This window comes from Bacteroidales bacterium (genome assembly GCA_035299085.1).
Taxonomy (GTDB): domain Bacteria; phylum Bacteroidota; class Bacteroidia; order Bacteroidales; family UBA10428; genus UBA5072.
In genome coordinates, this window is sequence record DATGXG010000009.1 from 19,007 (window position 1) to 43,157 (window position 24,151).

The window sequence follows — 24,151 nt, forward strand, 5'->3', positions numbered from 1 at the left end:
CCGCTTTTGTTTTATATAGTATCAATAGGGAAGTTTTTGGCAAGATATGGCTTCCCTAATTTTATTATATTTGTTAAGACCCATGAGCAAAAACATGAAACAAGTTTTTAAATACGCCGGTTACGTGGCGCTGGTGGTACTAATCGGCTTCCTCCTTTACCGGTTTTATTTTATCATTATCTGGATACTGGCTGCGGCAGTTATTTCTTTCTTCGGACAGCCGATTACGCACTTTCTTGACTCCCGGGTGCACATCGGGAAATTCAGAATTCCTCATGCTGTAAGTGCTTTCCTCTCGGTGTTGTTCATTATCCTCATATTTGCGGGCTTTATCGCCATTTTTGTACCGATGATTGTAAACCAGGCGCAAACCATTTCAGAGATTGATGTGGACAAGCTTACTGAGAATCTTCAGCAACCTACTCACTGGCTTGATGAGAAACTTCATGCATTTGGAGTAATTGACGATAAACAAACCCTTCAGAATTTTGTAATAAAACAGGCCAAATCGTATGTCGGTCTCGGTAGTGTGGGAACAGCACTTACAGGCTTTATAAGCGCAGCAGGGAACATATTTATAGGTATTTTTTCAATCTTTTTTATATCCTTTTTCTTTATCAAGGATGAAAACATGTTTGAAGACGATCTTTTGCTTTTCATCCCTGAAAAGCATCACAAAGCCACTCATATTGTGGTTGAAGATTCAAAAGGCCTCTTAAAAAGATATTTCATCGGTGTCCTTGCAGAAGTATTCAGTGTAATGATGTTAATTACCCTTGGACTGTGGATCTTAGGTATTAAAAACGCCCTGCTTGTCGGCTTTTTTGGAGGAGTCATGAATATTATCCCTTACCTGGGACCTGTTCTGGGATCCACTATGGGGCTTATCATCGGAATAACCGCTACTTTATCGGGCGGCAATTATAATGATCTTTTACCCGCGGTTATAAAAATGGTATCCGTCTTTGCTGTCGTGCAGGTGATCGACAACAATGTGCTGGTTCCGCTGATTTATGCCAAAAGCGTCAAATCGCACCCGCTCGAAATCTTCCTTGTGATTGTGATGGGCGGCAGCCTGGCTGGTTTTCTTGGCATGCTTTTGGCCGTGCCGGTTTATACCATTCTGCGTGTCATTGCCCGTGAATTTTTCCAGCAATTCAGGGTGGTTCAAAAGATGACTGAAACAATGGAACAGAAATAAATATTCTCACATAATGAAAAGCAATAACAGAAGAGCATTTCTCAAGACCACCGCTGCTGCAGCAGCCGCATTTGCCCTGAGCGGAACCGCAGCAATGGCTGCATTATCCGACGCCAAGCCCAAAAATAAGTTGCCAAGATGGAAGGGATTCAATCTTCTTGATTTTTTCAGTCCCGAAAGACCTAAAGGTATTAATCACAGTGCATCCACTGAACAAGATTTCAAATGGATGAGGGACTGGGGATTTGATTTTGTAAGAATACCGATGGCTTATCCGCGGTACCTGTCTTTTGATCCGTCAAAACCGATAACAAAAGAGGATTTCTACAAAATCGATTACAAAGTGGTTGAAGAGGTTGAAAAGCTTGTGGAAGCGGCCAATAAATACAGCCTTCACGTAAGCCTCAATTTGCACAGGGCTCCCGGTTATTGCATCAATGCAGGTTTTAATGAACCTTATAATTTATGGAAAGATACAGAAGCCCAGGAAGCTTTTAATTACCACTGGGGAATGTGGGCTGAACGATTTAAGAACGTGTCAAAGGAAAAAGTAAGCTTTGATCTGCTGAATGAGCCTGCTTACAGGGAGGATATGAATGACCAATTTTCAAAAAGCGGCCCTTTAAATGGTGAACAGTACAGGAAGGTTGCAAAAGGTGCGGTGGAGGCTATACGCAAAATTTCACCCGACCGGTTAATTGTTGCGGATGGCAACAGTGGCGGCCACCTTGTCACTCCTGAGCTCACCGACCTTAATGTGGGACAGAGCTGCAGGGGATATTTTCCGCATGTGGTGTCGCACTACCAGGCTCCCTGGGTTTGGAAGAATCCTTCCGATGCCCCTACACCGGTTTGGCCGGGTGTAATCGGGGGGCAGCATTACGGAAAGGAAGACGTGGTAAAACTTTATACTCCATGGATTGAACTCATCAAACAGGGTGTAGGTGTTCATTGCGGTGAATGCGGGTGCTGGAAGAAAACGCCGCACGATGTTTTCCTGGCATGGTTTGAGGATGTAATAAGCATCCTTACTGAAAACAACATAGGTTATGCCCTATGGAATTTCAGGGGTGATTTCGGAATTCTCGATTCCGGCAGGGACGATGCCCCGTATACCGATTGGTACGGGCATAAACTGGACGGGAAATTGCTGGCGCTGTTGAAGAAATATTAATTAATGTTATTTTGATACCTGCGTAGAGACGCGATTTATCGCATCTCTTTCGAACATGATTCCAAGACGCGAAAAATCGCGTCTCTACGTTCGATTACATCCGGCATGCGGTTACCCCTTTCCAATACCCTATTGATTCGGCTATTCCGGGAAGGGGATCTTTCATATCTTTTTCGAATTCGAGGCTGCACATGCCGTTGTATTTTATGCGGCGTAAAGAGGCGACGACCTTAGGAATGTCAATGATTCCCCTGCCCATTTCAACAGTCTTACCCTCTTTACTGGCTGCATCCACGTCTTTTATATGCATGTCGAATATGCGCCTGCTGTATTTCTCAATATCTGCAGATGGATCTTTTCCATCACGAACCGTATGGCCTATGTCAATGCAGATTCCCATCCCAGGATCCCTGTCTTTGATGTGATTCCAGATATCTGTGGCATTCGGGTACAGCGGGTTGTCGGGACCATGATTATGAATGGCAATGCGGATGCCGGTTTTACGCACTTTCTCTTCGACATAATCCAGCAGTTCATAATCGGGTGCGCCAACGATCATTTTTACACCGGCCATTGAAGCGTAATGAAACGCCTGGTCCACAAATTCCTTTGTTTTCATATAAATAACGCCGAGGGTGTACACCATAATTCCGGCATCCGAAAACCTATGAAGCACCTCATTTATTTTATCCTGGCTGCTATCGTAGGGAAGGTGAAAATCCTTCAGTGAAAGATTGGAAACCTTGATCCGTTTCATCATTTCAATAGCCTGTTCCACGGTGAATTCCTTAAATGTATATCCTGCAATTCCCAGCTTAAAGGCATCATCCACATTTGAGGATGATGATTCCGGCATGGTGAACCCTGAAGGAATTCCGGCGGTTATTACTCCCGTTCCGGCCAGTTTAACAAAATCACGCCTCGACTTCATATGGTATCTTTTAACGTAAAGATATAAAAAAGGCGTGTTGGTTTTATATTTGTGATGACTGCACATTTTTTATTAGTTTTATGCTGAAATAGTAAGCTATGACATTTTATATCCTTGATGTTTTCGGAAATAAGCGATACAGCGGCAACCAGCTTGCTGTTTTTATGGATTCCGGACGGCTGAATGAAACAGAGATGCAACAAATTGCCCGGGAAATCAATTTTTCGGAAACTACATTTATCACATCACCTGATAAAACAAACGGTGGCTATCCCGTGAGGATATTTACTCCGGGCAGTGAGGTTGCCTTTGCCGGCCATCCTACTCTTGGCACAGCTTATATTCTTCAGAAATATATTGAGAATGGTCAGTCCAATTCAGTAAGCCTTAATTTGAAAGCCGGACAGATACCGGTGACCACTACCGGTGACCTTCTGTGGATGAAACAAAACCAGCCCGAATTCGGAGATACAGTTGACGCCGATATGATGGCTTCCATGCTCAAACTGAAACCAGGAGATATTAACACCCGATTCCCGGTACAGGAAGTTTCAACCGGTTTGCATTTTCTTATAGTTCCGCTTACCTCACTGGATGCGGTTAAGCGATCCGGAATCAATCACGAAATCTACTGGAAATTTATAGAGAACAGCAGGGCCAAGGGTATTCTCGTGTTTTCAACAGAGGGCAGGGAAAAAGGCCATGGAATTTCTTCAAGAGTATATGTCGATTATTACGGTATTCCTGAAGACCCGGCCACGGGCAGTGCAACAGGGTGCCTGGCTGCTTACCTGGTTAATTACTCGGTGTTTGGATCAACGCAAATTGAAGTAACAGCCGGCCAGGGCTATGAAATGGGCAGACCTTCCGAATTGTATATCAGGGCTGAGAAGAAGCACGACGAATACGATATTTTCGTTGGAGGAAAAGTGTTTGAAGTGGCTTCCGGAATCTGGAATGCAAATAATAACCAACATACTTTATGAAAAATATCCTGATCATCGGATTGCTGATGCTGTGCGCATTCAGCTTTGGCCAGAAATTTGAAAACCTGGCTCCCACACCTCCTATGGGGTGGAACAGCTGGAACAAATTCGGCTGCAACGTGAATGAAAAAATGCTCCGTGAAGTAGCTGATGCCATGGTATCAAGCGGAATGAGAGATGCCGGTTATAAATACCTTGTTGTGGATGATTGCTGGCATGGCAAACGTGACACCCTTGGTTTTATCCAGGCAGACCCGGTGAATTTTCCTTCAGGTATAAAATCTGTTACCGATTATGTGCATTCAAAAGGCCTGAAATTCGGAATATATTCATGTGCCGGCAATACAACATGCGCCGGCAGGCCAGCCAGCAGAGGTCATGAGTACCAGGATGCCCTGCAGTATGCCAAATGGGGAGTGGATTATCTGAAATATGATTGGTGCGATACCCAGGGTTTGAATGCCGAGGGTGCATACGCAACCATGTGTGATGCCTTGCATAACGCCGGAAGACCTATAGTATTCAGCCTTTGCGAATGGGGAAACAATAAACCCTGGCTGTGGGGACCGAAAGTGGGCCACTTGTGGCGGACAACCGGCGATATTACAGCTAACTTCAATAATGACCTTCATCATGGTACCTGGACTGCCCTTTCAATTCTGCATATTATTGATCTGCAGGACGGACTTCGGAAATATGCAGGCCCCGATCATTGGAATGATCCTGATATGCTTGAAGTGGGTAACGGCATGAGGGTAAACGAGGACCGTGCCCATTTTTCGATATGGTGCATGCTGGCAGCCCCGCTGATGGCTGGTAATGATATTTTGAATATGAGCCGGGAAACCCTTGAAATACTCACTAATAAGGAGGCCATAGCTGTTGACCAGGATTCACTGGGAATACAGGGGTTCAGGTTTCAGAAAGCTGATAGTGTTGAAACATGGTTTAAGCCTCTTAAGAATGGCGACTGGGCAGTTTGCTTCCTGAACAGGGCACAGTCCCCGGCCAATATTGAATTCGACTGGAAAACGAAAGTGTATGACGAGCTCTCAGGCAGAGACCTGGATGCCGCTTCGGTTCAATATGAGCTTTATAATATATGGACAAAGGCTTCAGCCGGTACAACAAAAAAATCGCTTAAGGCCATATTGCCGGGCCATGATGTACTCATGCTGCGAATGATAAAGAAATAATTTCCACTTTATGAATAAAAACCTGTTCTTCCGGACAATCCTGGTATCCCTTGTAGTTGTTCTGTTTTCTTGCTCAAAGAAGAACAACATGAGTGCATATGTGAATTCACCCGACAGCCTGATAAAGGTTCAGTGCATGGTCAGTGATTCTGCCGGCCAGCTGGAATATACTGTCAGATACAGGGAAAAAGAACTGATCCTTCCATCGGCGGTGGAATTGCAGTTTAAATCAATGCCGCCACTGGGAAAAGACCTGCGGATACTTTCCGTTACAAATGATTCAGTGAACGAAACATGGGATCGGTTATGGGGCAGGAATAAGCATGTTATCAATCGTTATAACCAGGTAAAGATAGAATTGCAGGAGAACCGTAGTCCCAAACGGAGACTCAATCTGTTTTTCAGGGCCTATAATGACGGAGTGGCTATCCGGTATGAATTACCTCAGCAAAAGGGATTGGATACTATTGTTCTCAGTGATGAAAAGATTACCTATCGTTTTGCTGCTGATCATGAAGCATGGCCTGCATTCTGGAACAAATTCCATTTGTCGCAGGAGGTGGAATTCACCAAAGCGAAAATATCCGACATCAAAAAAGAGAACATTATTGGAACTCCTTTGCTTGTAAATGCAGGTGATGCATGGGTTGCATTCCTTGATGCGAATGTTACAAACTGGGCTTGTTCAGGCCTCTCGGCAGGTGATTACCCGAACAGCCTGGTTACAAGAACTTCATGGCTGTCTCAAGATACTACAATTGCAGTAAAGGCTACCGCTCAGAGGTTATCCCCGTGGAAGGTTGTCATGATCGCTGACAAGCCGGGACGTTTCCTGGAATCAGACATTATGCAGAACCTTAATGAGCCTTGTGCCCTTGATGATGTTTCATGGATTAAACCTGGGGTATCTGCATGGGACTGGTGGTGGAGCGGATCGTATGCCCCGGATGTAAAGTTCAAAGTCGGCCCGAATACCCAAACCATGAAATACTTTGTGGATTTTGCAGCAGAAATGGGCTGGCAGTACCAGATTGTCGACTGGCAGTGGTATGGAGCTCCTTTCAGGCCTGACGGATCATTCAACATGGAGGCCGATATTACCAAAATGATCCCTGAAATTGATATTCCTGAAATAGTCAGATACGCTGCCGGCAAGAACATAGGGATATTTGTATGGCTGTTATGGCCGAATGCCGACAAACAGATGGAAGAAGCTTTTGCGCTTTATGAAAAATGGGGAGTGAAAGGTGTTAAGATCGACTTTATGGACAGGAATGACCAGGAGATGGTAGATTTTTACCACAGGGTGGCAAAAACAGCCGCGAAACATCATCTCCTGGTGGATTTCCACGGGGCTTATGTGCCTGACGGGTTCAGCAGGACCTATCCCAACCTCATTACACGCGAAGGTGTACTGGGGAACGAATATAACAAATGGAGCAACCGGATCACTCCGCTTCATTGCCTTACCCTGCCGTTCACCAGGATGATCCCCGGGGAGATGGATTTCACACCCGGCGGATTCCTCAACGACATGCCTGAAAACTTTAAAATAGTCGGCGGCGACAGTCCCGCTCCCCATGTGATGGGAACCCGCTGTTTCCAGCTAGCGATGTTCGTTGTGTATGAGAGCGCTTTCACTGTATTCTGTGAATCACCCTATAATGTAAGAAACCAGGCAGGCAGTGATTTTCTTAAGGGTATTCCTTCATCATGGGACGAAACAAGGGTACTCGAAGGAATGCCCGGCGAATATATTGCTGTTGCACGCAGATCAGGCGATAAATGGTATATCGGGGGGATGACCCTTACAAACCGTACATTTGTGATTAATACTTCATTTCTTGAAGACAAAACATACAAGGCTCGGATATGGAATGATGCTCCCGATTCAGACCGGAATCCCCGGAAACTGGTTGAAAAATCGGAGACGTGTGGTAATAATTCGGAGTTAAAGGTGGAGGCTAAGGCAAACGGAGGTTTTACAGCGATAATTGAGCCGGCAGAAGCAATGTAATTTGCTTATTTTTCTCAACCATGATATACCGTTGCCTTTTAATCGTGGCAACCGGGATAACTATGTGGGGTAATGTGCAGGCACAATCTGGAGTTCCCGGAAGCTTTACTTTAAATGAATCATTAATAGAATCGATTGAATCGGTTAATGGCGAAGCAGCCGATTATGAATCCCTTCTCAACGAACTGGAGGAACTGCAGAAAAATCCGCTTGATCTGAACACTGCCACAAGAGGAGATTTTGAGAAGATACCATTTCTTACCGATTTCCAGATTTCAAGTCTAATCGACTACCGGAAAGAGAAAGGAAGGCTTTTGTCTGTTTATGAGCTTCAGGTGATTTACGGCTTTACGCCTGACATCATTGAAATGCTGCTCCCCTTTGTTACGGTTCCGGGTATTTCAAAACTGCAATCAGATACCGCTGTCTTCAGGAATGTAAGACATCAGGCAGTGATTAGGGTTCAGCGGATCCTTGAAAAACAGGATGGATTTATTAAAAAGGACGATAAACCGGGTAAAGCATACCCGGGCAGTCCATGGCTTTTAAACGCACATTATGAATTGTCAGCAGGTCAAAACCTTAAGGCAGCCTTCACTGTGGAAAAGGATCCAGGAGAGGATCTTTTCAGATCATCCAACAGGGCGGGATTCGATTTCAATTCCGGTTATGTGCTGCTAAGCGGCAGGGGAAAACTGAAAACCGCTGTAATTGGCGATTACAGGCTTGCTTTCGGGCAGGGTCTGACCCTGTTTTCAGGAAATGCGCCCGGAAAATCATCGCTGTCACTTAACACAGTGAAAAGGCAGGATGCAGTTAAACCTTTCAATTCAAATGATGAAAACAATTTTTTCAGGGGTGCGGCCGCTTCAGCGGGATTTGGTAAGTTCAGCGGCTCTGTTTTTATTTCGGTTAAAAACAGGGATGCGAACATAACTGACACCATTGACGGAAAGATCTATTTTTCATCACTCCGCGAAGACGGTTATCACCGCACTTCTTCCGAAATATCCGATGAGAAGTCGGTAAAAGAAACAGCCGCAGGAGCCAATATAGGATACCGGAATAATTTCATGAAAGCAGGTTCAACCCTTGTTTATTACAGAACTGATAAATACCTGGAACCCGGGAACGAACTGAAAGACATTTATGATTTTTCAGGAAATTCACTTGTCGACTGGGGTTTCGATTATCTTCTGAATTTACCCCGGTTCCAGTTTTTTGGTGAAACGTCAACCGGAAATTCGTCCTGGGCAACAATTGACGGCCTTCTTTTCAGTCTGAATAAATATGCTGCCGTATCAGTTCTCTACCGGAAATTCGGTAAAGGATTTTATGCCCGTTATTCCTCGGCTTTTTCTGAAGGGTCTGAAGATTCAAATGAAGAAGGCTTTTATACCGGACTTGTTTTGCATCCTTTACCGCATCTGAAGATATCCGGTTACGCCGACTTCTATCGCTTTCCCTGGCTGAAATACAAGCAAAGCGCACCGTGTAATGGAAATGATTATTTACTGCAGGCTGATTACCCGGCAGGTAAAAAAACAACAATGTATCTCCGGTTTAAATTTAAAAACGACCCTGTAGATATATTGCGCGATTCCTCCAATATACCTGAAGTATCTGAAATGCAGCATTCAGGCGTGCGTTATCATATATCCTATGCTGTGTCATCTGTGTTAACTATGCAGGACCGGGTTGAGTATTCGTTCAGCAATGTTAGTTCAGGCAATTCTACCGACGGGTATATGGTTTATCATGATATTGCTTACAGAATTCCGAAAGCTCATATCCAGCTAAATCTGAGAGCAGCATGGTTTAAAACCGCTGATTACGCAACCCGCATCTATGCTTATGAAAACGACCTCTCCTCGGGTTATTCATTTTCCCCATTGTATGGAAACGGCCTCAGAAGTTACATAATGGCTTCATGGAAAATCTCGCAGCAGGTTGCATTCACTTTTCGTTATTCAAATACACATTATTACGATCGTGAGAGTATAGGTACAGGATATGACGAGATCAAATCGGATTCAAAGAACGACATCAAATTCCGTTTGTCCGTTACCTTTTAGACAGGCAAAATACCGGTTTTGATCAGGACTAACTTCCCATTTGTCGATTTTGGCATTTCTTTAACAATCGTTTGAAGGATTTTTGTGTTTAACAGTTCTATTAAATAAGGCAAACACATTAATCTAAAGAAAATGAAAAAAGTTTTTATTCCGCTAATATCCGTGTTTCTAACATTAACAATAGCGGCTCAGCCTCCCAGGCCTGCAACCGCAACACCTGTTGCCATAAAACCCGGTGATGTCAGAGGCTTAATCCAGGATTCCACAACAAGGGGCGGTATTGAATACGCCACTGTAGGCTTATACAAATCATCCGATTCATCGCTTGTAAACGGGGTGGTTACAGATGCAAACGGGGCCTTTTCATTCAGGGGCATTCCGGCCGGCAATTATTATCTTGATGCCAGCTTCCTTGGATATACCCGTCGTAAGGTTCAGGTTAACCTCACGGCACAATCTCCTTCGGCTGACCTGGGAGTGGTTGTGCTTCACCCTGAACTTACACAGATAGGGGAAGTACAGGTCGTGGCCCAGAACCAGCGGCTCGAATACAAAGTCGATAAGAAAGTGGTTAACGTGGCACAGGATATTTCGAGTTCAGGAGGCAGTCTTGTAAACGTACTTGAGAACACTCCCTCAGTGGATGTGGATGTGGAAGGTAACGTTACATTGCGGGGAAGCGGCAATTTTCAGCTGCTCATCGACGGCAAGCCAAGTGTGGTGCAGGGTAGTGAAGGATTGCAGCAGATACCGGCAAGCGCTGTGCAGAGCCTGGAGATTATAACAAGCCCTTCGGCAAAATATGATCCTGATGGTGAGGCCGGTATTATCAACGTAATTATGAAAAAGCAGAAGATCACCGGTATCAATGGTGTGATCAACGCATCCATTGGTACACGCAATAAATACACGGGCGATTTTCTGCTGAATATGAAAAGAAATAAAACGAACTATTTTATCGGCGGTGAATTTTCTGATCAGCAATTTTTAAACAAAGGCGTAAGCGAGAGAAGAAGCATCAGTGATACAACAACGTATACTCTTACCAATTCCAAAGGCACTTTCGCCAGGAAATCGATGAGTGTAAAAGGCGGATTTGAATACTCGCTAAACGATAAATCGACGCTCTCATTGAACGGCACTGTGGGAACCCGCAATTTTAACCGTGATTTTACCTCCAACAACAGATGGTATACTCTTCCTGCATCCATTGACTCGTTTTATCTCGAAGATAATCATTCAGGCGACCAGGATAAATATTACAATCTTAATCTTGATTACCAGAAGCGCTTTAGCGAGCCCAATCATAAACTGGAAGCCTCTGTTTATTTTTCGGCGGCAAAGGAATCCGAAAAGGAAGAGGACAATATCCGGAAAACGAACGATGTGTTTGTGCCTGTGGATACACAAACCGGGAGGACACGTTCAAGGATTGAACATCCTGAAAGCGAACTGAGGATAGAGCTTGATTATACGAAACCTGTAGGAAAGGCCAAAATGGAAGCCGGGTTTCAATCGCGATTCGACCAGGACCAGGCCGATTACATATATGAAAACTATTTACCGCTTGGCTCTGAGTGGCTGCGCGATGATTCAATAAGCAACCGGCTTAAATACCTCGATGCGCTGCAGTCGGTTTACCTGACATGGTCAGCCCCGCTTGGCAAATTTGAATACCAGGTCGGTTTACGGTCAGAGTATGACAATCGCACACTGGATCAGAAAACAACGAATGAATCCTTCAAATACGAGAAGCTGCACTTTTTCCCGTCTTTTTTTCTGACAAGAAAGCTGGGCGAAAAAAACCAGGTTCAGTTTACCTATTCCCGCAGGATTCAGCGACCGGATGAACGGGATCTGAATCCGTTCAGGGAATTCAGGGGTGCAAACAACGTGTTTTACGGAAATCCGGCACTGCGGCCCGAATTCACGAATGCTTTTGAGTTGAATTACCAGTATAACATTGGTAAAGGATTTGTTTCGCTTGAAACCTATTACAGGTCGACTTATGACAAGATAACCGAATTGAACGGACTGGATACAATTTCAGGCAGGCAGGTTTATACATTTACCCGGACCAATGCGGATAAAGATCATTCACTTGGAATGGAGCTCATGGCCAATGTGGATTTGACCAAATGGTGGTCACTGAACCTTACCGGAAATCTCTTCCGGTACCAGCTAAACGGCCAGGTGGAAGGCCGGGATGTGACTTCAACTTCTACAACCTGGAGAACCAATCTGAACACCATGTTCAAACTGAAATGGGATACGCGGTTACAATTTACGACCATTTATAACGGGCCTTCAAATACGTTGCAGGGAGAGCGCAAGGGATTTTTCATCGCAAATGCAGCGATCCGGAAGGAGTTATTTAAGAAACAGATGACCGTGTCGCTGAATGCCCGCGATATATTTTCAACCGGTAAATTCTCTTTTACCTCACAGGGCAGCACGTTCTATACAAAAAATACGTTCCGCAGGGAATCCCCTGTTATTATGCTGAATCTTTCATGGCGCCTGAATAATTACAAACAGTCAGGTAACCGCCGCGATAACGGTGGCCAGGAAGGCGGCGGCGGAATGGATGAGATGATGTAATTAGGCTAGGCCCGTCATTGCGAGGAAGCTTGAATAGGAAATGATTATAGCAGAGAGTTATTGCGACGAAGCAATCTTTCAGCACAGGCAGGACTTTACCAGGACAACAAACAATTTCACATCAGTGTGTCTTTGAAGCGTCCTTCCTGTTCGGGCAGATTGCTTCGTCGCATTACATTCAGCCATAATCAATGAAAATTCAGGCTCCTCGCAATGACGTGTTTGTCTTTGTCTCCCTACTCCCTACTCCCTACTTCTTTCTTGCTACTTTCCAAAATTTTGTTATTTTTGCATTTCTCTTGCCGCAGGGCATTCATTTAGATTATAATAGCTAATATTTTAACACATGAAGACATATTCAACTGGTCAGATTAAAAACCTGGTAATTGTCGGTAATTCAGGCTGTGGTAAAACCACTCTCTCGGAAGCCATGCTTTTTGAAGGCGGTGTTGTTGAGAGACGCGGCGATGTGGAGAGCAAGAATACCGTTTCCGATTTTAAAGAAATAGAACAAAACAATACGAGCTCTGTATTTTCCTCGTTATTGTACACAATATATAATGACAATAAGATCAATCTGATAGATGTACCCGGTCTCGATGACTTTGTAAATGGTATTGTTTCAGCCCTTCCGGTAACCGACAGTGCCCTTATGGTCATCAATGCCCAGAACGGTATTGAGGTAGGTGCCGAAATACATGGCCGTTACCTTGCCAATGCCAATAAATCGATCATTTTTGTTGTGAACCAGCTTGATCATGAAAAGGCAAACTGGGAAAAGTCAATTGAATCCATCAGGGAAAGATTCGGCGCCCATGCTGTTCTAATGCAGTATCCCGTAAACACAGGATCAGGATTTGATTCAATCGTTGATGTACTTGCCATGAAACTGTATAAATACCCGAAAGATGGTGGCAAGCCTCAGATTCTTGATATTCCGGCAGATCAGAAGGACCAGGCCGATGAACTCCGTGCTGCCCTTGTTGAAAGAGCTGCCGAGAGTGATGAAGCACTTATGGAACAGTTTTTTGCAAATGATACGCTTAGTGATGAGGAACTGCAGAAAGGAATAAAAACCGGTGTTTTGCAGCGCGGATTATTTCCCATTTTCTGTACTTCAGCCAAGCGTAATATCGGGGTAGGCCGTCTCCTGGATTTTATCTCACAGGTAGCTCCCAGTCCCAATGAAGTTCCTGCCCCTGTTGCCGGCACAAAAGAAGTAAAATGCGATCCTGCAGGTCCCGCTACCCTGTTCATTTACAAATCAGCTGTTGAAACTCACATTGGTGAAATCAACTATTTCAAGGTAATGTCAGGTGAAATAAAGGAAGGCATTGACCTCACCAACAACACCACTCAGAACAAGGAAAGAATTGCCCAGATATTTGTAGTTGCCGGTAAAAACAGGACAAAAGTTCCGAATATGCTGGCTGGTGATTTGGGTGCTACTGTGAAACTCAAAGCCACTAAGACAAATCAGACTCTGTCAACGGATACTTCAATTAAGTTCAAGGCTATCGAATTCCCCGAGCCGAAATACCGCACTGCCATCAGGACACTGAGCGAAGGTGATGAGGAAAAGATGGGTGAAGCATTGCAGCGTATGAATTTTGAGGATCCCACCATCCAGATTGAATACTCAAAAGAACTGAAACAGATCATCCTTTCAGGACAGGGTGAATATCACCTCAATATACTGAAATGGCATCTTGATAATATTTTCAAAATCGGTACTGAGTTTGTTGCACCAAAGATTCCTTACCGTGAAACCATAACCAAGTTCGCCCAGGCCGACTACCGCCATAAGAAGCAGTCGGGTGGAGCAGGACAGTTTGGTGAAGTTCACATGGTTATTGAGCCGCATAAGGAAGGCACCCCGGATACTGAAATGTTCAAGATTGACGGTAAAGACCAGAAGATATCCATTCGTGACAAGGAGGAAATTCCTCTGGCATGGGGTGGCAAGCTTGTATATTACAACTGCATAGTGGGTGGTTCGATTGACGCCCGTTTTATGCCTGCCATTCTGAAAGGTCTGATGGAAAAAATGGAAACAGGGCCTCTTACCGGTTCCTATGCACGGGATATCAGGGTATATGTTTACGACGGAAAGATGCACCCCGTTGATTCAAACGAAATTTCCTTTAAGCTTGCCGGAAGGAATGCATTCAGCCAGGCCTTTAAAAAAGCTTCCCCGAAGATCCTTGAGCCGGTGTATCTTGTAGATGTACTTGTTCCGGGTGACCGAATGGGTGATGTGATGAGTGACCTTCAGGGTCGCCGTGCCATTGTTCAGGGTATGTCATCTGAAATGGGATTCCAGAAGATCACAGCAAAGGTTCCCCTGGCTGAAATGAACAAGTACTCCACAGCACTGAGTTCAATCACCGGCGGCCGTGCCATGTATTCGATGAAATTCCTCGAGTATGAGCCCGTTCCCGGCAACGTCCAGGAAGAACTGCTGAAAGCTTACGAGGCAGAGGAGAAGGAAGAATAACTTGGAAGGCCAGCTCCGTTAGGAGCGGCATTATGGTAGACGAGTTATTGTTTTATTGGCAAAAGCTCCGCTAGGAGCGATATTATGGTTGTTCGGGTTATTTCAGAACCTCTGGCATAAACCATAATGCCGCTCCTGACGGAGCTTTTAAGGTTTTGAGCAAGCTATTTTCTACCATAATGTCGCACCTATCGGAGCTCGCAGTTCGGCTGAGGCTCTGCCTCAGTCGAATATATCTTTGCAGGCTCAGCCTGCTACCAATAAAAAACCAGGCAGAGCCTGGTGAGATACGTTCGACTAATGCAGAGCCTTAGCCGAACTTGATATTACTAGTCACTAATCACTATTCACTAATCACTCTTTTCATCCGCATTTCGACGATCCGCAGGAGGTGCATTTCAGGCAGCCTTCCTGGTAGATCAGGTTTTCTGATCCGCATTCGGTGCAGGTTTTGCCCTTCTTTGCCCTGGTATCGTTGGGAATGTATTTCTTAAGCGCTCTTTCCACGCCGTTTTTCCATGTATTGATCGTATCGCTGTCGAGCTGAAGCGATGCAACAAGGTTCACCACATCCGGTATGGGCATTCCATGGCGTAATACGCTTGAAAACAGTTTGGCATAATTCCAGTATTCCTTATTGAACATGTGCGACAATCCGCCCATGGTATTCAGGTAACCGTATTTGTCGGTGTACTGGAAGTCATACCTTGAATGGCCATGTTCGTCGCGGTTCTTAATGATCTGACCTTTTGTTATTGATTTCGGAATGGGAAACATTTCATCATCCACCATACCGGTAAAGATTTCGTAAGGCTTGTTATCCTTGAGTCCTATAAAGGCAATCCATTTCTCCTCATTGTTGTTGAAACGGATGATATCGGCATCCAGGACCTTTGGACGTTTGTATTTAATAGCGTCGTTTTCGTTGCTATTATCTTTATCCTTGTCATTATTGGTGATCAGCACACCTGAACGCGATCCGTCGCGATAAACGGTTACACCCTTGCACCCACTCTGCCAGGCTGTGACATAAAGTTTGCCGACGAGTTCTTCAGAAACATGATTCGGAAGGTTTATAGTTACGCTGATGGAATGATCAACCCATTTCTGTACTTCACCCTGCATGCGAACCTTATTCATCCAGTCGACATCATTGGATGTGGCTTTGTAATAAGGGGATTGGGCCACTACTTCCTGCAGTTTTTCGTCATTCATCTGCATTACTTCGGCTACATCATAGCCGTTCACTTCGAGCCAGGTAATGAACTTATGATGGAAGACATTATATTCTTCCCATTTGTCGCCCACTTCATCTGTAAACGAAATCTTGATATTGGCATCGTTGGGGTTAACCTTACGACGACGTTTGTATACCGGCAGGAAAACGGGCTCAATACCTGAAGTGGTCTGAGTCATGAGACTTGTGGTTCCGGTGGGTGCAATGGTAAGCAGCGCAATATTTCTTCTGCCGTATTTTACCATATCGCGGTACATCTGTTCATCCTCGGCCTTCAGCCTGTTGATAAAAGGATTGTCCTTTTCAAGGTGAGCATCATATATAGTAAAGGCACCGCGTTCCTTGGCCACTTCAACCGATGAACGATAGGCTTCGAGGGCAAGCGTTTTCTGTACTTCAACCGAGAAATCGATAGCATCATCACTGCCGTAACGAAGTCCCAGGGCAGCAAGCATATCGCCCTCGGCTGTAATGCCTATTCCGGTACGACGGCCTTCTTCAGCCTTAACCCGGATATTTTCCCACAGTTTTTTCTCTACTCTCTTTAATTCGGCATCCTCGGGGTCGCGGTTAACTTTATCAAGGATGGCATCTATTTTTTCGAGTTCCAGGTCGATGATATCATCCATCATACGCTGGGCATAATGAACATGCTTTCTGAACAGGTCAAAATCAAACTTTGCGTTGGGAGTGAACGGATCATTCACATAGCTGTAAAGGTTGATTGCCAGCAGTCGGCATGAATCATAAGGGCACAGGGGAATTTCGCCGCACGGATTGGTTGATACGGTGCGGTAACCCATATCGGCATAGCAATCGGGAACCGATTCACGGATAATGGTATCCCAGAACAGGATCCCGGGTTCAGCCGATTTCCATGCATTGTGAACAATCTTATTCCACAGTTTACGGGCTTCAATATCTTTACTGAATACCGGGTTGGTTGAATCAACCGGATATTGCTGAGTATAGGTGGTGTCATTAACCACCGCTTTCATGAATTCATCGTTAATCCTTACGGATATGTTGGCGCCGGTAACCTTCCCTTTTTCAAGTTTGGCATCAATGAATTTTTCCGAATCAGGATGCTTGATTGAAATGCTGAGCATGAGGGCACCACGGCGGCCGTCCTGGGCAACTTCGCGCGTAGAATTTGAATACCTTTCCATAAAAGGTACCACGCCTGTTGATGTAAGGGCGCTGTTCAAAACCGGTGTACCTTTGGGCCTGATGTGTGAAAGATCGTGACCCACACCTCCGCGGCGTTTCATCAGTTGTACCTGTTCCTGGTCGATCTTCATGATACCGCCGTAGGAATCCGATACGCCCGGGTTACCTATAACAAAGCAATTCGAAAGCGAGGCAATCTGGAAATTATTGCCGATGCCTGTCATTGGGCTTCCCTGGGGAACTATATACTTAAAATCCTTAAGGAGAGAATGGATAACAATCAATGGAGTGGGATTGGGGTATTTTTGTTCAATCCTGTAAATTTCGTTGGCGATCCTCCAATGCATCTGTTCCGGATTCTTTTCATAAATCTTACCAAATGAATCCTTAAGCGCATACTTATTCACCCAGACAGTGGCTGCCAGCTCGTCACCGTTGAAATATTCAAGCGTGCTCTGGTAAGCCTCTTCGTATGAATAAGTAACGTTTTTTTCCTTTTCAATCATAACTTTTTTCACGGGTTCAGTGCTTGCGGTCATGTTAATTGTCAAATTCTTAATTTTTGAGTCGTCAGCCTGCATGGGTTTCAATTTAAATCGTTGGAAACTTGTCCGGTACAAATCTTAGAAGAATTCTTCAGACAGTACTGCAAGTTAATAACAGTAACCCTGCCCGACAAAAAGTGTTCTATCGTATTTATTAACATTCCCGTGGAGTTATTAACCCCGTCAGATAAGGGATTGAGAAACTGGCTTTTGCTTTTCAAGCGGGATCAAACCCCTTAAAATTTATAAAAACTGAACGTAGTTTTTATTCGATTCCCTAAAAAAAGATATTAACGTTTTTAATGTCTGATAACATGTTTAAATTTTAATCAAAGCCTTATCAAACGGTTTGTTCAGATAAGAACTCCCTGTTAATTGCCGTAAATAGTTTTTGATTTGTCCTTATATTTTTTATAAGCAAAAATAGTGCCGTATGAGGAGGTTGTCTAATTTTATCTTTCTAATAATCACACCCTATGAAAACCTTGTTTTGTTTACTTTCATTGCTTACAGCGATTCCTGTCTTAGCACAGAACTCATTTTCTCCGATGCCTCTTGCCATAGATGGTTCCACAGGCAGATATTCCACAACCGGTGTTGTTCATATTGATTCAATGCCAGGTGATATGATGATGGAAGCAGCATTTAAGTGGCTCTCCGAAGTCAAATTTGTTAATTCACTGGGAAGCAAGGGTATTATAACGGATGAGGCTTTTATGAAAAAGATTTCTGTTAATCAGTATTTCATGAGTTCGCCTGTGACTTTCAATTCTAAAGTAAGGTTTGTGTTATACCTTGAATTCAAAGACGGAAGGTTCAGATACAGGTTTACGGAATTTTCTTATATAGGTGCAAGAAAAAGGGAATTTGAAGAAGTGGAGACGGATGATGATAAATTACTCGTAGGTAAATTTCTTTTGGAGAGCAATAGTTACATCAAAGAGTTCACGTCTCAATTCGTAAGTTTTCTGGAGAATTATAAACCTGATGACAGTTGGTAACAGTACCCGGAGCCGGTATTTTATCGGGGCTTCACCCCGAACCCTGAGTTACTTTTTTTCTGCAGCAAAAAAAAGTAACCAAAAAATGCCGCCGCTGCTGAAAAAATCGCTAAAAATTAATTCACTGCGCTAAAAGAAAAGAACTCTCCCGATCAAGAATTCTGTGAATTTCAATGTCCTGAAATTCTACAGATTCTAAATCGGGATCAGACATCTTTTCTTTTTTAACGCTTCGTGAATTAATTTTTTTAACGCGTTTTTTCAGAGGCGGACTGAGCGGTCCCTAGTCGTAATTACTAAGTTCAATGAAGTGTATAGTCAATAACACCATCTCACTGCTTTGTCTTAAACCACAACGATAATCGAAGCGCCGCGGGCGGGCAGGGACAAAACGCGGAGGAGACGAAGCGGTGAATGCCGCATGGCATAGAATTTCTTACAAACGAGCTTGCGACCGTTTGTTAGAAATTCTTGCCATGCGGCAGAGAGCGGTGGGAGTCGTTTTGTCTGGTCTTTTCTTTGTTTCTTTCTTTGTGACAGGACAAAGAAAGAAATGGGGTTCGGGGTGAAACCCCGGACAATGTTTCTGGCAGGAAATCAAACGAATTTGTGCAATCAAAAACATTTCTATATCTTCGCAAACTCTTCAAAGTTGTTTGAAAAGTTTGCCCGGATGGCGGAATAGGTAGACGCGCTGGTCTCAAAAACCAGTGGGAGTTTTCCCTTGCCGGTTCGATTCCGGCTCCGGGTACTTTTACTCTACGGTTCTGTCCAACGGCATTCCCAAACTATTATATAAACTTTTTCTTCCCGCTTTATCCTTATCCAGTACTTTTCGTCCATACTCCGCTACTTTGGCGGCTACTGCCCTCGGAACTACTATGACACCATCTCCGTCGGCCACCACTACATCTCCCGGGCATACCAACACACCTCCGATGACTACCGGGAGATTGACCGATTCCAGTTCATTCCTTCCCGGTCTTATGCCACGTCCCCGATCCCTTAAATACAGCGGAACCTTTTCAAGCATAATTTCATCGAGGTCCCTGGCATTGGCATCAGTAACTACACCTACTGCCCCTGCTTTAACCCATGCCAGGATATTATTCGAACCTATGGAACCGATATCCTTATCTTCCACGTCGTCGATAACCACAACCGTACCTTTTTCTATGAGCGGAGCAAAGGCTTCAGAAGAATAAGTACTGTAAAAGTTACCTTCCCAGGCTGAAAAATCCTCTCCTGCAGCAGGCCTGTCGGGTTTCTGGGTAGGTACATACCGTGCGGTTACGGCAATACCCCGGATAACATGAGTCATCCCCTGCACATCTACCCACAACGGGTGAATGGCGGGAATAACAAGCCCTGTATTGGGAAGTCCTGCCATATCCATTCCATCCGATACATCGGCGACCCGCAGTCCTTCATATAATTTCAGTAAAGCTTCATTTTCTGCGGAGGTATATGTCTTAACCTCCATAAACTCATGTCCTTTTTTATAGTCATCCTGTGAGTGAACCGTGGTTATGGCGGCACCAAATAAGGACAAAACGGCAATAAATAATCGGGTTTTCATTTTAGAAAGGGATTGATAATACATCCCTAATTTAAATAATAAGTTTGAATTACCGATTAACTTGCGCCGGGGAATAGGCCGCTTTGAAATAACCGCTAAACCGTGTAAACTATCAATTCTTGATGATCTTTGATGACTGAATGTCCTTCCCTGATATTACCTGTAAAAAGTATATTCCCGGAGTTAAATGGCTGACATCAATTGTTTTATAATATTCAAGTTCCGTGCTGAATAATTCTTCATTATAAACGATATTTCCATAAACATTGGCTATTCTTATAAACGCTGACGAGAGGATGATATCGGGAATCGCACTTGCAGTAATTTTAACATTAATTTGCGTTGTAGCAGGATTAGGTCCTACTTCCACTGTATAATCCATGCTGCTTTTTACTACATCCGTGCGGGGCCCGGCATTAAAATTAGCAGCTACCTCGTTTTCATTCAAAGCCCTGTCATAAATGGCAAGCAAATACATAATGCCATGCCATGAAAGGCTTCCGTCTATACTATTGGCAAGTCTTACTTTGAAATCGCTGTTCCATGTATCCAGTGTGCCAGGTCTGTAGCTTTCGCCAGTTTTCTTGCCGTCAATAAATAATGCTTCATTGCCATCTGCTTTCCTTACATAGCAGATATGATGCATGCTCATATGTGTGAGATGGCCCTGTTGCTGAACGAGTTCAGGGAAACCTGTGGGAGCAGTTGCCGATGTATTCATCCGAGTGTTATAGGACAATGTCCGTTTTTCAGCGTCGCTTAAGCATTTTTGTTCAAGAATGAATCCGGCATTATCCTCGTCCGCATTAATTGAAAATAATCGGGTAACGCCATCAGCGATCGGTTCAGCAGCCTTTATCCAGCAATCAACAGTTATTTCATTCGATTTCTGAACCCTGGTTAATATCTTGGATGCTGTTTGTGCGGATGTAAAAAGATTGCCATTTCCGACGGAGAATTCTTCCGTTGTCCAGGAAACAGGCGATGAACCTGTTTTACACAGGTTGACAGGTCCTGAAATACCCGATACATCATATATAATGTATTCGGGATTATAATTGAAATTATAATATGCAATAAGCCCTTCCTTTGTTCTTCTGACTTCAGAGGATGAAAAAGAGGCAGCTGTTATCTTGTTGCAAACAAGCGAACTTCCGTCGGTATTTATGGCTTTCAGAGTGTAATAATAGGTTTTACCCGGTTCTGCCTGTGTGTCGGTGAAAGTTGTATCATTTTCAGAAGCCCGGAATTCAGTCACGATATCCGGATTGTCAGTATTAATTCGGTAAATCACAAATCCATCTTCATTATCTGAATTATCATCCCATGAAAAGGATATACCTTTTTCCGAAATAGGATTCGAATGTAAATGAGATGGTGCAAGCGGCGGATGAAGAACAACAGTAGTATCTCCTGGATCGGTCGTATCTACAGGAGGATCTACCGGATCGGTTGTATCAACAGGAGGATCTACCGGATCAATCGGATTTTGTCCCAGTACATATAAAAAATTATTCTTAATGATCAGCTGCCCGGCACTGTTTGGATGAATAGCATCTCCTCTGTCATAAGCCGCATCAAGATAGTAGTCGTGATCAAGATCAAGTCCGGTGGTATTGGTTGTCATAACAATGTCGATACCTGTAACCGGCTGATCACCTTCACCACGGATTGCCTCATTCATTGCGAGCCAGTTATTGAAATTAACGTTCGGCGATCCCTTTGAAGGGGTGAGTGTCGCTGCAATTATGAGGCAACCCGGCTTTTTGCCGGCATTCAGACTGTTTACAAAGGTCTGGTAGACGGATATAAAATTAGTTGCCCCGGAATAAAGATTGTTAATCCCGACTTCAAGAAGAATGTAATCGAAACTTTGTTTTTGGGATGATGAAAGGGCATTCCATGCATTATACTGTTGCTCAATACTTGCACCGGCAAAAGCAATGCTTGTGCATTCATAAGGTTCACCGTCAGCCACGAAGAGATTGTATACCGGAGCCAGTATGGAATTACCAACAAATAGTACTTTCGGCAAAACTTCAACTTTTGATGAATGAACCGGCATATCATTACAAAAGCCCAAACCGGATATTAACGCGAAAAGAAAAATAAATGAAATGTAACGCGACATGTAATAATAATTAACTGACAAATATAACGAGAGAAATGGGAAAAAGATTCGGTAACATTAAAGAATTCATTTCGTAAATACAATTTGTAATTTATTTTAAATGTATAATATAGACTCCTACGAGTCATGTCTGAAAAGCTTTAGTTGGGACTTAGCTGCCAAAGAACTCAACTACATTGAAGGAGATATTCTGAACATAGGATGGCACTGCAGCGATCGGATCTGCAGCATGGGAAAAGCAGGCAAGACGGCTCTTATTTATGAAGGATTCGGTGGCATCCGAAAAGAGTTTACTTTCAATGACATCAGGCTTGAAAGCAATGCAATAGCATTATTTATGACTGATGCCGGAATTATACCGGGAGACAGGATATGCCTTTTCATGGACCGGATACCTGAATTGTATTTTTCATTCCTTGGAATTCTGAAGATGGGTGCTGTAGTTCAACCTCTGTTTTCAGCTTTTGGTGAAGAATCATTGTTTGTGCGTCTTGAAAATGCCGGGACACGTGCTATCATTACACAAAAGAAATATCTTTCGAGAGTCCGCAAAATCAGAAATAAACTGCCTGATCTTGAATTTGTCATTGTAGTTGATGCTCCGAATCCGTCTGATCTTGTCAATGAAATTGCTTTTGATTTTTCCACCTCTCTTAAACCCGAAACCATTGAAGTTTATCCAAGCCATCCTGAACATCCTTCGGTATTGCATTACACATCAGGAACCACCGGGCAACCGAAAGGGGTCAGGCATGTTCATAAATCCATTTTGTCACAGTACCTGACAGCCAAATGGATACTTGATCTTAAGGACGATGATATCTACTGGTGCACTGCCGACCCGGGATGGGTTACCGGAACTTCATACGGCATTATCGGACCATGGAGCCTAGGAATAACACAGTGTGTTTTTGATTCGGGATTTTCTGCCAATGCATGGTATGATTTTATTGAAAGAAACAGGATCACAGTATGGTATACCGCTCCCACAGCGATTCGCTCCCTAATGAAAGCGGGGGATGATATTATTAAACAACACGACTTTTCTTCACTGCGGAACCTGGCCAGTGTGGGTGAACCCTTGAATTCTGAAGCTGTGATCTGGGGACAAAGGCATTTCGGGTTGCCATTTCTAGATACCTTCTGGCAGACTGAAACCGGATCGATTATGATTTCTAATTATCCGGGAATGAAAGTAAAACCAGGGTCAATGGGGAAACCATTTCCGGGAATTACAGCAACTGTATTGGATCCGGAATCATATGAACCATTTTATGAGCCCGGGAAGCCCGGACTTATTGCTTTTAAACCGGATTGGCCATCACTTATGCGCGCTTATTGGAACAATCCTGAAGTATATAACAGGAAATTTGTAAACGGATGGTATCTCACAGGTGATAAGGCATCAATTGACTATGAAGGATACTTCTGGTTCATCGGTAGGGATGATGATGTGATAAACACAGGCGGACACCTTGTAAGTCCCTTTGAAGTTGAATCTGCCTTGCTGGAGCACCCTGCAGTAGCTGAATCTGCTGTTGTTTCAACACCTGATGATATCAACATGGAAGTTGTCAAAGCTTTTATAACCTTGAAGCCCGGGTGTGAATCCGATCAGAATCTTGAACTCGAAATAATGAACTTTATACGCAAAAAGCTTTCCTCCTTTGCGATGCCTCAGCATATTGAATTTGTCGCATCATTACCCAAAACAAGAAGCGGAAAAATAATGCGAAGAGTATTGCACGCCAAAGAATGGAATGAAGATACAGGAGATATATCCACACTTGAAGATGATTAAACCAATTCA

General features: G+C 43.9%; 14 protein-coding genes and 1 tRNA gene. 11 read left to right on the forward strand and 4 right to left on the reverse strand.

Annotation, left to right across the window (positions count from 1 at the left end; genetic code table 11):
• Positions 1-94: 94 nt before the first annotated feature.
• Positions 95-1,201 (forward strand): AI-2E family transporter, encoded by a 1,107-nt coding sequence (locus VK179_01645; GenBank protein HLO57423.1) that lies wholly within the window; start codon positions 95-97, stop codon positions 1,199-1,201.
• A 13-nt stretch (positions 1,202-1,214) separates the two neighbouring features.
• The gene (locus VK179_01650; protein HLO57424.1) at positions 1,215-2,375 is read left to right on the forward strand and encodes a cellulase family glycosylhydrolase; all 1,161 of its coding nucleotides are present in this window, start codon (positions 1,215-1,217) and stop codon (positions 2,373-2,375) included.
• A 94-nt stretch (positions 2,376-2,469) separates the two neighbouring features.
• Here VK179_01650 and VK179_01655 read toward each other — a convergent pair whose 3' ends face one another.
• A complete protein-coding gene (locus VK179_01655; GenBank protein HLO57425.1) occupies positions 2,470-3,306 on the reverse strand; it encodes a sugar phosphate isomerase/epimerase family protein in 837 nt (278 codons plus the stop codon).
• A 98-nt stretch (positions 3,307-3,404) separates the two neighbouring features.
• On the opposite strand from VK179_01655, the gene VK179_01660 reads away from it, so the two are divergent.
• The 6 genes from VK179_01660 (at position 3,405) to VK179_01685 (ending at position 14,678) form a co-directional block, all read left to right on the forward strand.
• On the forward strand, positions 3,405-4,292 hold the full coding sequence (locus tag VK179_01660; protein ID HLO57426.1) for a PhzF family phenazine biosynthesis protein: 888 nt from the start codon (positions 3,405-3,407) through the stop codon (positions 4,290-4,292).
• Positions 4,289-5,488, forward strand: a complete 1,200-nt coding sequence (locus VK179_01665) for a glycoside hydrolase family 27 protein (GenBank protein ID HLO57427.1) — start codon at positions 4,289-4,291, stop codon at positions 5,486-5,488. The genes VK179_01660 and VK179_01665 overlap by 4 nt, the downstream gene beginning before the upstream one ends.
• 10 nt (positions 5,489-5,498) lie before the next feature.
• On the forward strand, positions 5,499-7,505 hold the full coding sequence (locus VK179_01670; GenBank protein HLO57428.1) for a glycoside hydrolase family 97 protein: 2,007 nt from the start codon (positions 5,499-5,501) through the stop codon (positions 7,503-7,505).
• A gap of 20 nt (positions 7,506-7,525) precedes the next feature.
• Entirely contained in the window at positions 7,526-9,580 is a 2,055-nt protein-coding gene (locus VK179_01675; GenBank protein HLO57429.1) for a helix-hairpin-helix domain-containing protein, read from the forward strand.
• Positions 9,581-9,712: 132 nt separating this feature from the next.
• Positions 9,713-12,181 carry an outer membrane beta-barrel family protein gene (locus tag VK179_01680; protein ID HLO57430.1) on the forward strand — a complete coding sequence of 823 codons (2,469 nt, stop codon included), beginning with the start codon at positions 9,713-9,715 and terminating at the stop codon, positions 12,179-12,181.
• Positions 12,182-12,527: 346 nt separating this feature from the next.
• Positions 12,528-14,678 carry an elongation factor G gene (locus tag VK179_01685; GenBank protein HLO57431.1) on the forward strand — a complete coding sequence of 717 codons (2,151 nt, stop codon included), beginning with the start codon at positions 12,528-12,530 and terminating at the stop codon, positions 14,676-14,678.
• Positions 14,679-15,041: 363 nt separating this feature from the next.
• On the opposite strand, the gene VK179_01690 is transcribed toward VK179_01685, so the two are convergent.
• Positions 15,042-17,624 carry an adenosylcobalamin-dependent ribonucleoside-diphosphate reductase gene (locus VK179_01690; GenBank protein ID HLO57432.1) on the reverse strand — a complete coding sequence of 861 codons (2,583 nt, stop codon included), beginning with the start codon at positions 17,622-17,624 and terminating at the stop codon, positions 15,042-15,044.
• A gap of 482 nt (positions 17,625-18,106) precedes the next feature.
• On the opposite strand from VK179_01690, the gene VK179_01695 reads away from it, so the two are divergent.
• Both VK179_01695 and VK179_01700 read left to right on the forward strand, forming a co-directional pair.
• Positions 18,107-18,631 (forward strand): hypothetical protein, encoded by a 525-nt coding sequence (locus tag VK179_01695; GenBank protein HLO57433.1) that lies wholly within the window; start codon positions 18,107-18,109, stop codon positions 18,629-18,631.
• 667 nt (positions 18,632-19,298) lie between these two features.
• Positions 19,299-19,382: transfer RNA gene (locus VK179_01700), tRNA-Leu, on the forward strand.
• 3 nt (positions 19,383-19,385) lie between these two features.
• Here VK179_01700 and VK179_01705 read toward each other — a convergent pair.
• Positions 19,386-20,210, reverse strand: a complete 825-nt coding sequence (locus tag VK179_01705) for a hypothetical protein (protein HLO57434.1) — start codon at positions 20,208-20,210, stop codon at positions 19,386-19,388.
• 112 nt (positions 20,211-20,322) lie between these two features.
• A complete protein-coding gene (locus VK179_01710; protein HLO57435.1) occupies positions 20,323-22,341 on the reverse strand; it encodes a LamG-like jellyroll fold domain-containing protein in 2,019 nt (672 codons plus the stop codon).
• A gap of 100 nt (positions 22,342-22,441) precedes the next feature.
• On the opposite strand from VK179_01710, the gene acsA reads away from it, so the two are divergent.
• Complete coding sequence (acsA, locus tag VK179_01715) at positions 22,442-24,142, forward strand: acetate--CoA ligase (protein HLO57436.1); 1,701 nt, start codon at positions 22,442-22,444, stop codon at positions 24,140-24,142.
• Positions 24,143-24,151: the final 9 nt, after the last annotated feature.